We start from the raw sequence: 12,849 nt of genomic DNA on the forward strand, positions 1-12,849 counted from the left end.
ATTCTTAATTAAATAATAACGCCCTATTAGCAGCATTCGGGCATTCATAGTCTAAGCTGCTATATAGAGGTATAGTCGTTGTCCTGCCTCTATCCCTAGCGTCTGCATCCAGCCAGTGGGCTAGAGCAGGCTGCCTACCGTACTTCCCAGTTCGCTGTTTCTCTGGGAATGCCCTATGACCAAGTTTGCAATTTATGTCTGCCCGACCGGAAGCCTAGCCGAGCAGATCAAGCGGTTCTTAGCCGAGCATAGAGAGACAGCAGCACCCCTTCAGCAAGGCCCAGATGCTTGCTGCTTGCTAATTGAAGGCTTTGAAGAGCAATCTGGTGCGGCCCCAATCTATACCCGCAGCCTCGATCGCGCCTACAACCGGGGCCTAAAAGCGCGCCCGACTCCGGTGGTGACCCTACAGGGTCTAGTGGTCAAACCCGACTGGAGCGGTCTGGCGATTACTTCTCCCTGGCTGAAGCAGGTGATGGTGAATTTTGCCTGCACCGTGAAGTCGCCCACTCGCAAAATGCCTCTCCGCATTCAAGATGAGCTGGGTCTGCCCTTGGCCTATGGCTCTAACCGCAAAGACAATAAGGCCATAGTCACCCAGGCGAAAGCAGCTATTGACTGGAAAACTCCCACTCAGTGGGAAATGCGGTTTTACCAGCAGTTAACCAATCAAAGCTGGAAGTGCCACAGTAGCTGGGATCTAGGTGAAAGCCAGCCTGCGGTTCTGGAAGCCTCGGTAAACTAGAGGTACGCTGCACAGCCCTGACCCTTGGCGATCGCCCCCGACCCAACCCTGCCCCACATCACCCTGGTGCTGGCCATGAGCTTGGACGGCAAGATTGCCGATGCCCAGCGCAGTGCCGCCCGATTTTCCTCGGCGGCCGACCTGGCTCACCTGGAGGAAAAAGTGGCAGCAGCGGACGGGGTGCTGTTTGGGGGGGGAACCCTGCGGGCCTACGGCACTACCCTGAGCGTGCGCAACCCAGACCTGCTGGCCCAGCGGCGACAGCGGCACCAGTCTGGTCAACCCGTGCAAATTGTCTGGTCGCCCTCGGGCAACCTCGACCTCAAGTTTCGGTACTTTCAGCAGCCGGTCCCTAGAGGGCTAGTCACGACTGCCGCTGGGGCTCAGCGCTGGGCAGAAACGGGGCTGTTCGAGCACATTTGGACAGTGCCCGAAGCCAAAACCCAGCCCTGGGATTGGCCCTGGATCTTAGCCCAGTTGAAAGCGGCGGGTATTCACCACCTAGCCCTATTGGGCGGGGGCAGGCTGACGGCAGAGTTGCTGAGTCACTACTGCGTCCACGAGATATTTATAACGGTGTGCCCGCTGATCTTGGGTGGGGCCACGGCCCCGACCCCGGTGGATGGCGCAGGTTTTTTGGTGGCGTTGGCTCCCCGATTGCAGTTGCTCTCCCATTGGGTGGTAGCAGGGGAGGTGTTTTTGCACTATCGGGTCGGGGATTCGCCTTCAGAAGAAGGTAACTCGTAGCCAAGCGATCGCTCTATGGTCTAAGGCATCCTTGTACTGGACAGTCGAAACTCCCAAACCCAACCCAGCCTGCTTCTGCACCACACGATAAATTCCTTTACCCTGGAGAATAACCAATCCTCTCTTACTGACGAATCATCCATGGGCTATCCCTCTGTGCCGTCGCTGACCGCTACCTGGCTGCGCTCCATTGATGAGGTTCCCGAGGCCGTGTGGGATGAACTGGCCCAGCCCCTCGTTACACCGTTTCTGGAGTGGAGCTGGCTGCACAACATGGAGCGATCGGGCAGCGTGGGGGCCAATGCGGGCTGGCTGCCCTGTCATCTAGCTCTCTGGCAGGGCACAACCCTGGTAGGAGCCGCTCCCATGTATCTAAAAGGCCACAGCCGAGGTGAATTTGTCTTTGACCATCAGTGGGCCGATCTGGCTGAGCGTCTGGGGGTAGAGTATTATCCCAAGCTGCTGGGCATGTCGCCTTTTACCCCAACGGAGGGCTATCGGTTTTTGATTGCTCCCGACGCCGACGAAGCAATCGTTACTCGGGCCATGGTAGAGGTGATTGATGGGTTTTGCGATCGCAACCAAATCTCCGGCTGCCACTTTCTCTACGTTGACCCCGAGTGGCGGGCCACCATGACCCAGCTGGGCTATTCGGAGTGGCTACACCACAGCTACGTGTGGCAAAACCATGGGTTCAAAGACTTTGACGACTACCTGGGCATGTTCAACGCCAACCAGCGGCGCAACATTAAGCGCGAGCGCAAGTCGATGGCAACGGCGGGCCTGCGTCTGGAGGCGATCGCCGACGATGCCATCAGCAATTCTCTGTGCGACCAGATGTACGACTTTTATGCTGACACCTGCGACAAGTTTGGCTGGTGGGGCAGCAAGTACCTGAGCCGCAAATTCTTTCACCTGCTGCACCACGACTACCGCCACCGCATGGTGTTTTTTGCCGCCTATGGGGAAGACGACAGCAACCCGGTAGGCATGTCGTTTTGCCTGACCAAAGGCGCTCGCCTCTACGGCCGCTACTGGGGCTCAACCATGGAGATGAATAACCTGCACTTCAACGCTTGTTACTACGCGCCGATCGAGTGGGCGATCGCCCAAGACATTACCCTGTTCGACCCCGGAGCTGGGGGCCGCCACAAAAAACGGCGAGGCTTTCCGGCCCTGGGCAACTACAGCCTGCACCGGTTCTATGCGCCGCGCATGAAAACGCTGCTGACCCGCTACATCGCTGAGGTCAACGAGCTAGAGCAGCAGGAAATTGACGCCATCAACGCCGAGCTACCGCTCAAACTGCTGCCGGGAGGCAGCCCTGGCCCTGAAGCGCAGAGCTAAACTCATGCGGCCACAACGCAGCCGAGCTATAGCCTCGAAGGCTGACTTGCCTACTAGAGAACTGAGGCGGCAGCTCGGCACGCTACCATAGAGAGTCCTAACGTTGTAATGCCAGGCCGCGATCGCGATGGCCTCACCCACGATGACTCTACCCCCCAGCACCCAACCCATCGACAAAGCCCAGCGCCAGGCTCTCGATGACCAACTCTCGAAGCGCTACATTGAGCTAGACCCAGCGGGCTATTTTTTAATTTATTTAGACCTGGAGCAGGGGCTAATTTGCGCCAAGCACTTTGCCAACATCATTAATGACAAAGGGTTAGCCTGTGACCCCGCTACCGGCAAACCCCTACCCGTGCGCGGCCCTGTAGAGCGTATACCCACTTGCACCTATAGCGGTCGCACAGCCAAAGAACTCTGTATTGCTATTTTTGAGGATCCAGCTCGTCTCTGCCCCATCACCTATCTCGATCATGCGGCTTATTTAGGGCGCGAATTTATGCGGGCCGAGGCAGCTCTCAGCGCTGGCGAATCCTATATTCAAGATTGAGTCTATGGGGCGAGGTCATCTATTGAAAGGCACTAGTTCTATGCCTGGATTGCCCTTGCCATTCTCAGAATTTAGCTAATGAACTCTAGAGGCTAATAGCTGCTCTTCTAGCGCTGCGATGCGGTTGTACGCAGCTGTGAGCTGGGCCGTTAATCGCTGAATTTGTACGTCTTGAGAAAAATTCGTTTCGGTGCTCTGGCGGTCTAGATCGAGATAGCTGCTGTCGAGCAAAATATCTTTGTGCTCGCACACGCTGTCCAACATACTGGGGCTGTGGCGAGGGGCGTTGCCGTAGGCAAAGCGACTGATAGTCGGCTCACCAGGGGTAACCGAGCAGGACTGGGTCGAAATTAGGGCTGCAACCTGATCGTTGACCTGATCAATCATCTGATGCAGGGCGTCAATTTTATTTGTCAGAAGAGTGACCTGGGTTTGCATAGAATCCATGTGACGCCTGCTTTTTTAAATTTCTCTCCTCATCCTAGACTCAAGCTAATAAATCACATGGGGTCTCCTGAATCATTTAACCTTTATTCGCTAGGACTGCTGTGATATTTACAGCTGCTATAAGGCAGCTTAACTAAACTCAAAAGTAGCTAAGAAACGTCTGGCTTTGTAAACATATTTGCCGAGATTGTTACACCTTGCCCTTCAATGATTTAGCACCGTAGAGGGTTTCTATTTAGGAAAAAAATGCCTTTTTAACTGTCTCACGCTGCTTGGCGGCGATCTATCGTCGGCAGCCCGCTGGGTTTACGGTGTGCGTCCAGTGGTCGGCGTTACCTTTAGGTCACCCAAGGACTGATTAAAATGCCGATGAAGGCGATCGCCCCTAGCCCAGCCAGAATGTAGGCCACCACCAGAGCTGGAGACCGCCGCGATCGGTAAACTAGGTCGTTGCGTTGAATACGCTGGAGCTGGTAGTTATGGTCGAGGGCTGCGCCCAACAGTGCAAAAGTACCCAAGGCCACGAAAGATAGGCCTAAAACACGGGTTAACCGCAGGGGGTTCACTGCGTCTCCCAACGTTTGGTGAATGGCCGCCACAATGCGCTCAATTCCGAAGCCGAAGCCAATTAGGGCCAGTGCCGTGCGAATCCAGGCCATTAGAGTGCGCTCTTCGGCGGCGCGATTGCGCTCTTTGGCCAGTTCTATTGCTGGGTTAGGCTCTGGGGTAGACACACTCATGGCAGCACCAACCAGGGTAGACAAGCAAGCGGCTCAGCGGAACTATCCTACGCTCAGGTTGGCTCACTCTTGAGCACGAATCCATTTCTGGCGCTGCGTGGTTACTCTAACCTAGGGGTCAAATCAGCGGCAAGCATGGTTCTGACGTTTGCCTTGCCCATTTCAAACCGCCAACCTTTCAACCCACAACCGATCGCGCCAACGGCAATTTCAGCTATGAGTGATGCCCCATCTCCCCTGATGAACACCACCAACGAGCTAGCTCGGGAGCGCAACCGCGCCGCAGCCGAACGTACTCTCAACGCTTGGACTGGAATTTGCCTGGGCTTAATTGGGTTTGGAGTGGCGTTTGAGCAGATTGCCCGTGGCCTGCGGCGGCAGGCGGCATCGGTAGCTATCATAGCCAGCCCAAACCCTGCCTTGGTGGGCCTGGGGTTCGTAGGCCTGGGTCTGTTGCTGCTGGGGTTGGCGCTGGTTCAGCACTGGCTAACTCTCAGTGCCCTTGAGCAACAAAGCGACGTGCTGCTGTCGATTAAGACGCTGAATCGTTGGGCAGTGGTTGCTATTGTGCTGGTGGGAATCGCGGGGTTAGGAATAAGGCTATTGCTGCCCTAAGCCTTTCTTACCCCAGCAGGTCAAAGCCCAACCAGCCCAAAGCCAGAGCACCGGTCGCAAAAATTGCTAGCCCCATAGCTGCTGCCAAAGAGCGGCGGGGTCGGTATCGATAGTGGGGCGATCGCAGGCGTGCCCTTTCGGCCTGATAGTCGGCGATCGCAAACCCCAGGCTCAGCACTCCCAGACCGATATACACCAAGCTAAGACCATAGGCCCACCCATTGATATCGCGGGCGCCATAGTAGGCACCGAGCGCCGCCAAGATTTGCTCAAGCCCCAGACCGAGGCCAATCAGCGTGAGACTGTTGCGCACAAAGGACAGTAGGGAGCGATCGGCGGCTAGGCGGTTGCGATCGCGGGCGAGATCGTCCTGGGCCTGAGGTGGATAAAGGCTCGACATGGCAGGCCAAAGCTACTGAAGATGCAAGGCAATGTCCAAGCGATTACTGCGGCTGGGTCTCTGACATTTGGGTTTCCTGCTCAACCCAGTCTTGCCCCACCCGAATTGTAATGTCGGAGCCAAGGTCACCCGTTGACTCAGACAGGGCCAGTCCTACCCCCAGCAGAGACTCGACTGTACGGGCACTGTCGACATCGCCGCGCTGAGCCACAACTTCGGTGCGGGCCATGGTGGTTGACAAGTCGTCGATAATGTAGACATTGCTAAAGCCGTTCTCGCGCAGGTAGTTGGCTACCGAGGCGGCCTGATCGGGCTGACCAGAGGCATTCTGCACCGCAATAGACAGATCGGCCACGTAGTTGCTCTGGGAATTGTCGGCGTAGATGCTCACCCCTTCAGCCTGAAAAAAGTTTTGCATGACGGTGGCCGAGGCTTCCCAGTTAGGGAGCCAGTAGCTGGCGTTAAACTCGGCTGCGGTGCTAAACCGGCCGGGCAGCATCACCATTTGCAGCTGGTTAGACTCCATTTCGAGGCCAAAGTTGGCGATCGCCAGCATTTCCTCCAGGGTGAGGTTGGTGTCGACGTAGCGCTCTATCACCCGCAGCGCTTGGGGCAGCTTGGTCAGCACGGTGGGGTTGGTCAACCGCTCCCGCAGCGCTTTCAGCAGCATTTGCTGACGCTGCACTCGGCCAATGTCACCGCTGTCTTTGCGGTAGCGCGCAAACTGCTCAGCTTGGTCGCCGTTGAGGGTCTGCCAACCGGGATACAGATCGATGTAGAGGCCCTGGGTGCGATCGGTGTACTCCATGCGGGTAGGCACGTTGACCTCAATGCCCCCCACTAGATCAACCATTTCACGAAAGGCGGTGGTGTTGATGCGCACGTAGCGATCGATCTGAATGTTGGCCAGGTTGTAGCCCACGGTTTGAGCAACCAGTTCTGGGCCACCTAACACGTTGGCCTGGTTGATTTTGTCCATCCCAAAGCCCGGAATTTGCACTCGGGTATCGCGAGGAATGGACATGACGTTGAGGGTGCCGGCTTCGGCATCGACCCGCACCAGCAGCAGCGTATCGGTTCGCCCCGCAAAAGTGTCTTCGGAGTTGGGTTGAGCATTGGGCACCTCATCAATGCCCATCACCAAAATATTGACCGGGCGCGTCACCTGGTAACGAAACCCCGCCTGCCACAGATCGCCAAAGTTGGCGGCACGATTGGTGTTGCCACCCATGAAGTCGGGCAAGGGCACCGTGAGGGCGATCGCAGCCCCCACCACAGCCGAAGCCGCCGCCGTTCCCACAAACAGGCTACCCCACAGCAGCGACTTGACCAGGCGGCGGGCCACTCCCGAGGCAGGGGCTAATTCATCAGCCGAGGAGGCAGGTTCAGTCGGCTGATTGTCTGAGGTGGCCTCATCGGCCTGTTCAGCGTCGGAAGATCGGCTTTCTGTAGAGTCGACGTTCTGCAAAGGGGTTGTCATGGATACCTGCTTAACTTGCTGCGACGCCCTACCACCATAGCCCCTGCCACGACTGTCTAATGTAGCCTCAGCATGGGTTTTAGACTCAAATTTCACCGCTCATAGGCAGGATCGGGGACACCCCCCAACAACCCATTAAAACTTCGCACCAGGTTAATGTGTTAATCAATATTAAGCGAATTTCGCCCTGAAGTCCCTTTCTAAAGGGTAGGATTGAGCCACTTTTATAGGTGACCGTGAGGCCACCGTTATGACTTAAAACCCAAGGGAAACTTCTATGGCGGCGCTAATTCCTATTATTTTGGCGGGGGGAAAGGGCGAGCGGTTTTGGCCCGTGAGCCGTTTGGCTCGGCCCAAGCAGTTTTTGTGCCTAGACGGCAGCGATCGCAGCCTGCTGCAAGCCACCGCCGATCGCCTGCTGCCCCTGGCCAACGGCTGGGAAAATATGTGGGTGATTACCGCCGCTCACCTGGCCGATCGGGTTCGTGAACAGCTGCCTGAACTGCCCGAAGCCAACCTGCTGGTCGAGCCGGTGGGTCGCGATACGGCTCCGGCAGTGGCCTGGGGCACCCTAGAAGTCGCCCAGCGCTACGGCGACGACGCCCTGGTGGGGTTTTTCCCCGCCGACCACTGGATTGCCGACCAAGAGGCATTTTGCCAGACCCTAACGGCGGCAGCTGAGCTGGCCACTAGCCAAGGGGCGATCGCCACCTTGGGCATTACCCCCACCTACCCCGCCACTGGTTATGGCTACATCGAGCAGGGGGAGGCAACCGGCACCTACGGCAGCCTCAGCGCCTATACCGTCAGCCGCTTCACCGAAAAGCCCGACGCCCCCACCGCCCAAACCTTTATCGACAGCGGCCGCTTCAGCTGGAACAGCGGCATGTTTATCTTCCCCGCCGGGGTTATGGTCAACGAGCTGAAAACCCACGCCCCCGCTCTGATGCAGGCCCTGATCGCTGAAGGGGTTGACGCCTACCCCAGCCTAGATAAGCTCAGCATTGACTACGCCGTCATGGAGCACACCGATCGCGCTCAGGTGATGCCCGTCACCTTTGGCTGGGATGACCTGGGCGACTGGAATGCGGTAGAGCGCCTGCTAAAGCAGCCCGGTGAGAAAAATGTCGACTTAGCCACCCACGTCGCTCTTGACACCGAGGGCAGCATTGTTTACTCCGCTGACCCCGACGAGGTCATTGTCACCATTGGCCTAGAGGATGTGGTGATTGTGCGCGACGGCAACGCCACCTTAATCGTGCGAAAAGACCGCACCCAAGACATCAAGGCGGCGGTGAAGCAGATCGGTGCAGAGGACCGCTTTCAGCACCTACTATAACCCTATCTGCTGGCCGCCGGACTTCTCTAAACTGGATGCAGCGTAGGGGAAGTTGCCCAGGGATCCCGTGCCTTATATGGAGAACGTTCCAGGTTGGACAGCGGTTGATATAATTTCGGGATCAGCCGTTTATACCTGCGCCATGCTGCGGAACTCTGTGGCATGCGGCAGCTTGGAACCATGCATCCAACCATTGACGACATCGACTTTCAAGCCCGCCAGGGGAGTGTAGCCGCCATCATTCAAATTTTGAATGATCACTTTGCTGACGAGGGCATCCGCACTCGCGCCATTCAAGACAGCGGTATTTTGCAGCTGCTGGTTGAGGCCCCCAGCGCCGATGCCCTGCCTCGGGAGACGGTGGTTGACCAGGTGCGCAACGTGCTGGAGTCGATTAGCCCCCGCGGTATCAATCGGGTGAATATTAACAGCCGCATTGTGCAAGAGCAGCAGCTGCTGTGGCTAGATGAAATTAAGCGTGACCCCAAAAACAGCCTGCTCTGGTCAGAGCCGATTGTCCTCAAACAGCCGAACCCGGTGGCCCGGATGTGGCGAGACCTGCGTGCCCCGCGCCAGCGCAACCCGTTTTTGGATGATGTGTATAAAAAAAAGCCGGCTTCGAGCCGCAGCTCCTTTTGGCGCGGGTTAGTGGGCGGTGCCAGTCTGGCGCTGCTGCTGCTGCTGGTAGGATGGGCGACTAAAGACTGGCTGGGCGTTGACCTACAACCCCAATCGCAGGTCAACCCAACCAGCGAACCACCCTCTACCCCGGCTCCCCAGGTGCCCGTCGGGCAAGATCCCTTTGTGCTGGCGGTGCGCATTGCTCAGCAGTCGGTGGAAGACGGTAAATCAGCAGCCACCGCAGCCGCATGGCTAGATCTGGCGGTGCGCTGGCAGCGAGCGGCCGATCTAATGTCTGAGGTGCCGCCCGAGGACGAGCGCTACCCCGTTGCCCAAGATCGGGTGCAGACCTACACCGCCAATAAGGTCAAGGCTCTGGCTGAAGCCGAAAAATTCTAAGGGAATCAACACAAACCTGAGCAATTGCCGGGCGCTATGCAGGTCTCAAGCAGGCCAATGCAAGGGGCGCATAATGGCAGGGCTGGCACCTTGGCAAATTTGCTATATCAAGAATATTAGCCATTCTGTATAGCGCCATGCCCCCCGTAAAAACATCGTCCTCGGTCTCTGCCGCCTCTTCTTCAGCTCGCAACGCTTTAGAAAACCGAGAAGACTTTAGCCTCTGGGCTGAAGCCGTCAAGCAGCAGATGCTAGAGGCGCTGCAAAAGCGTCAGCGTAGCAACTAAGGGTATTTGCTGAACCGATCGCTGAAGCCCCTATTGCCTCAATTAGGCCAACTGCTTGAGGCTGCGATCGCGCCAGTGTTGACTCCGCCAACTGCTGGGAAGCTAGCTGTTCTATTGAGATCCCCTGGGTCACCTCCACAAAGGCATTTACCCAGGGGATTTTTTGGGGTGGAGTCAGGGTTTAGCGATCGCTCCCCACACTCGCCAGAATCCGCTCGGTGAGTTTCTCCGGCACCGGGTCAAGGTGGTCGTAGGTCCACTTAAAGAAACCTACGCCCATGGTCAGCGACCTCAGCTCTAAGATCATGGTCTGCATTTCGGCCTGGGGCAGGTGGCCGGTGACCACATCCCAGCCAGGCCAGTCGGACTTGGCCTCGTAGCCAAGAATTTGCCCTCGCCTGCCGGTAATCAGCTTCAGCACGTTAGAGGTATAGCTACTAGGCACCGAAATTTCGACCAGGTCAATGGGTTCGAGTAGTGTGGGGGTGCAAGCCGCCAAGCCCTCCTGCATGGCAATGCGGGCGGCCTGCTTAAAGGCATTGTCGGAGCTGTCAACGTTGTGATACGAGCCATTCGTTAACGTCACCCCCACATCCACCACCGGAAAGCCCAAGGGGCCGTGGTCGAGGTATTCACGCACGCCGGTTTCGACACTGGGATGTACTGCTTGGGCACTACGCCGCCCACAATGGTCTCGCTAAAGGCAAAGCCGTCGCCGCGCGGCAGCGGCTGAATGGATAGGTATACGTCGCCAAACTGACCGTGGCCGCCGCTCTGGTGTTTATAGCGTCCGTGGACGGCCTCTTTGGCCTGACGGATAGTTTCTTTGTAGGGCACCTGGGGCAGGTGGGTGGCCATGGGTAGGTTGTATTTACGGCTGAGGCGATCGATCGCCAAATTTAAATGCACATCCCCCTGGCCCCAGAGAATCACCTCGTGGGTGTCGCCGTGCTGCTCCCAAAAGAGCGAGGGGTCTTCTTCGAGCAGTTTGGTCAGGGCAGCGCTGAGCTTGACCTCATCGCTGCGCTTGGCGGAGGTAATGGCCAGGGCGTAGACCGGCTCAATGACTGGAGCCTTGGGCAGCAGGGTATTGAGGGTGCCAGTTGTCAGGGTATCGCCGGTTTGAGCCCCCTCTAGGCGGGCGACGGCAACAATGCGACCAGCCTCTGCTCGGGTCAGGCTGGTTTGCTGGGTACCTGTCAGGTCGTAGAGCCCCCCCATGCGATTCGCGCAGCGATCCGTTCCGGAATCGCCGTTCAGGCTATCTCCATCCTTGAGTTCGCCACACCAGACCCGCACCAGGGAAAGCTTGCCGCCCTGGGGCGTGTAATAGGTTTTGAGCACCTGAGCTAGGGTGTCGGTCTCGCACGTGATGCCTCGCTTCTCGCAGGTGACCTCTGGGGCCGGGGCTTCTTTCACCAAGGCATCGAGCAGGGGTCGCACGCCGTAGTCGCTTAGGGCCACGCCGATAAACACCGGAACGATGAGGTCGGCCCCCAGCTCCATTCGCAGGTCGTGGACAATTTCCTCTTCAGGGGGCGCAATGTCCTCCAGCAGTTCTTCTAATAGATGGTCGTCATAGTCAGCTAGGGCTTCTAGCATCTCAGCGCGGGCAGCCTCTTCCTCGGCCTGTAGCGCGGCGGGCAGCGGCACGGGGTCAGCGGCAGCGCCAGGATGGTAGTGGAAGGCTTGTTCTGTAACGAGATCAATAAAGCCTACTAACTCGTGATTTTGGCGAATTGGGTACTGCTGAGGGATCACAGGTCGGGAGGAGATCTGACGCAGGGCCGCCAGCACTTTAGCAAAAGTGCCGTTGGCGCGATCAAGCTTGTTAATCCAGATTAGATGGGGAATTTCCCAAGTATCTAAAAATTGCAGCAGGGGCGAAAGGGTGAGCACTTTGTTGGGGTCGGCTTCGCAGACCACGATCGCCGCATCGACCCCCATCAGGGCATGGTTAGTCTCCTGCTGAAGCTCCACCGAGCCAGGGCAATCGACAAACGTAAAACAAATGCCGCCGTACTGAGTACTGGCGGCATTGAGTTCTACGGTCATATGGCGGGTGCGGGCCTCCGGGCAGCTATCGCCGAGGGTGTTGCCCTCATCGACGCTGCCCTTGCGAGTTGTGACCCCAGTAACAGACAGAATGCTCTCTAAAAGAGTTGTTTTGCCGCTGGAATAGGTGCCGACCAACGCTACATTGCGTCGGCCTGAAAAGACGTTTTGAGCCATAATAAACTCCTTGCCATGGTGCGATGGCATGTAGAGAAAAGCCTATAGCTTGAAGGCGTGACGAGCTTGATGTGAAGTGACTCAGCTGTGTCTAACCCCAGATTAACGCGACCTTAACTCCCTGCTTGATCAGGTTCTAGAAAGTTCACCTGTTAAAGTTTTGTGCCTAGTTCTGCCGATCTGTAACAGGAGATTCTTAGGGTTTAACGTCGAGGGTGAAAGGCTGTTCCCTAGACCTTAAACCCTGCCCCCGTCTCCCCGGCCAACACCTACCGCACTTTCTGGGCCAGCGCCGACAGGGTAAAGGGCTTTTGTAAAAAAGCTACGTTGGCCTCTGAAACACCGTGATATCGCTCTTCAATGGCTCTGGCGGGAGATAATTTAGGGTATAAGGGCTGAGAGCTAGGTAGAGAAGATGACAGTGCCCCGCATGGCCAAACCGACCGTAAGGTTTGTAGATGACTACTGCGAGAGCTACCGCAATTTATTTGCTGAGGTGAGAAGCTTTGAAGCTTTCAAGCATCTGCACGTAGGGATGATCTCTGAGGTGAAGCGAAAATCATTGCCTGCCATTGCGAAGGTCACGGGATTACCCAATGCCCAATCGTTGCAACAGTTTTTGGTCAACTCTCCGTGGCGTGCAGGAGAGTTGAGACACCAACGAATAGAGCTACTTCTTTCACTCTTGGGCCATCGAAAATTGGTGCTGGTGATTGATGAAACCGGAGACCGGAAGAAAGGCCATGCAACGGACTATGTTAAGCGGCAGTACATTGGGAACTTGGGCAAAGTCGAGAACGGCATTGTCTCAGTCGATGCTTATGGTGTGATTGACAACATCACCTTTCCCTTGACCTTTGAAATCTACAAGCCAAAGGAGCGACTAAAAGCGGGAGACGG

At 56.8% G+C, this 12,849-nt stretch carries 13 protein-coding genes and 1 pseudogene; 9 read left to right on the forward strand and 5 right to left on the reverse strand.

All coding sequences use genetic code 11. The annotated features are described in order from the left end of the window. Positions 1–175: 175 nt before the first annotated feature. The 4 genes from H6F57_RS04730 (at position 176) to H6F57_RS04745 (ending at position 3,389) form a co-directional block, all read left to right on the forward strand. The gene (locus tag H6F57_RS04730) at positions 176–745 is read left to right on the forward strand and encodes a hypothetical protein (RefSeq protein WP_190626536.1); all 570 of its coding nucleotides are present in this window, start codon (positions 176–178) and stop codon (positions 743–745) included. A 24-nt stretch (positions 746–769) separates the two neighbouring features. Continuing rightward, the gene (locus tag H6F57_RS04735) at positions 770–1,492 is read left to right on the forward strand and encodes a RibD family protein (protein ID WP_242024855.1); all 723 of its coding nucleotides are present in this window, start codon (positions 770–772) and stop codon (positions 1,490–1,492) included. A 141-nt stretch (positions 1,493–1,633) separates the two neighbouring features. Then, a complete protein-coding gene (locus H6F57_RS04740) occupies positions 1,634–2,839 on the forward strand; it encodes a GNAT family N-acetyltransferase (RefSeq protein WP_190626537.1) in 1,206 nt (401 codons plus the stop codon). Positions 2,840–2,981: 142 nt separating this feature from the next. After that, positions 2,982–3,389, forward strand: a complete 408-nt coding sequence (locus H6F57_RS04745; RefSeq protein ID WP_190626539.1) for a DUF4346 domain-containing protein — start codon at positions 2,982–2,984, stop codon at positions 3,387–3,389. A 75-nt stretch (positions 3,390–3,464) separates the two neighbouring features. Here the strand turns inward: H6F57_RS04745 and H6F57_RS04750 are convergent, their stop codons facing one another. Together H6F57_RS04750 and H6F57_RS04755 are read right to left on the reverse strand one after the other, a co-directional pair. Then, complete coding sequence (locus tag H6F57_RS04750; RefSeq protein ID WP_190626541.1) at positions 3,465–3,836, reverse strand: hypothetical protein; 372 nt, start codon at positions 3,834–3,836, stop codon at positions 3,465–3,467. Positions 3,837–4,174: 338 nt separating this feature from the next. Next, a complete protein-coding gene (locus tag H6F57_RS04755; protein WP_190626543.1) occupies positions 4,175–4,576 on the reverse strand; it encodes a DUF202 domain-containing protein in 402 nt (133 codons plus the stop codon). A gap of 135 nt (positions 4,577–4,711) precedes the next feature. Between H6F57_RS04755 and H6F57_RS04760 the strand changes: the two genes are divergently transcribed. Further along, positions 4,712–5,191, forward strand: a complete 480-nt coding sequence (locus H6F57_RS04760; protein WP_199289669.1) for a DUF202 domain-containing protein — start codon at positions 4,712–4,714, stop codon at positions 5,189–5,191. A gap of 7 nt (positions 5,192–5,198) precedes the next feature. Here the strand turns inward: H6F57_RS04760 and H6F57_RS04765 are convergent, their stop codons facing one another. Both H6F57_RS04765 and H6F57_RS04770 read right to left on the reverse strand, forming a co-directional pair. Next, complete coding sequence (locus tag H6F57_RS04765) at positions 5,199–5,591, reverse strand: DUF202 domain-containing protein (protein ID WP_190626545.1); 393 nt, start codon at positions 5,589–5,591, stop codon at positions 5,199–5,201. Positions 5,592–5,634: 43 nt separating this feature from the next. Then, positions 5,635–7,071 carry an LCP family protein gene (locus H6F57_RS04770; protein ID WP_190626547.1) on the reverse strand — a complete coding sequence of 479 codons (1,437 nt, stop codon included), beginning with the start codon at positions 7,069–7,071 and terminating at the stop codon, positions 5,635–5,637. A 277-nt stretch (positions 7,072–7,348) separates the two neighbouring features. Here H6F57_RS04770 and H6F57_RS04775 point away from each other — a divergent pair, with 277 nt between their 5' ends. From H6F57_RS04775 to H6F57_RS04785, 3 genes are all read left to right on the forward strand, one after another. Beyond that, positions 7,349–8,410 (forward strand): mannose-1-phosphate guanylyltransferase, encoded by a 1,062-nt coding sequence (locus H6F57_RS04775; RefSeq protein ID WP_190626550.1) that lies wholly within the window; start codon positions 7,349–7,351, stop codon positions 8,408–8,410. Positions 8,411–8,590: 180 nt separating this feature from the next. Continuing rightward, positions 8,591–9,430, forward strand: a complete 840-nt coding sequence (locus H6F57_RS04780) for a hypothetical protein (RefSeq protein ID WP_190626552.1) — start codon at positions 8,591–8,593, stop codon at positions 9,428–9,430. A gap of 137 nt (positions 9,431–9,567) precedes the next feature. After that, positions 9,568–9,717 carry a hypothetical protein gene (locus tag H6F57_RS04785; RefSeq protein WP_190626555.1) on the forward strand — a complete coding sequence of 50 codons (150 nt, stop codon included), beginning with the start codon at positions 9,568–9,570 and terminating at the stop codon, positions 9,715–9,717. Positions 9,718–9,898: 181 nt separating this feature from the next. Here the strand turns inward: H6F57_RS04785 and H6F57_RS04790 are convergent. Continuing rightward, a pseudogene (locus H6F57_RS04790) lies at positions 9,899–11,949 on the reverse strand (elongation factor G). 415 nt (positions 11,950–12,364) lie between these two features. On the opposite strand from H6F57_RS04790, the gene H6F57_RS04795 reads away from it, so the two are divergent. Then, a partial coding sequence (locus tag H6F57_RS04795; RefSeq protein ID WP_242025876.1) for a transposase occupies positions 12,365–12,849 on the forward strand: 485 nt, incomplete at its 3' end.

The sequence above is a fragment of the Leptolyngbya sp. FACHB-60 genome, from assembly GCF_014695775.1.
Taxonomy (GTDB): domain Bacteria; phylum Cyanobacteriota; class Cyanobacteriia; order Phormidesmidales; family Phormidesmidaceae; genus Nodosilinea.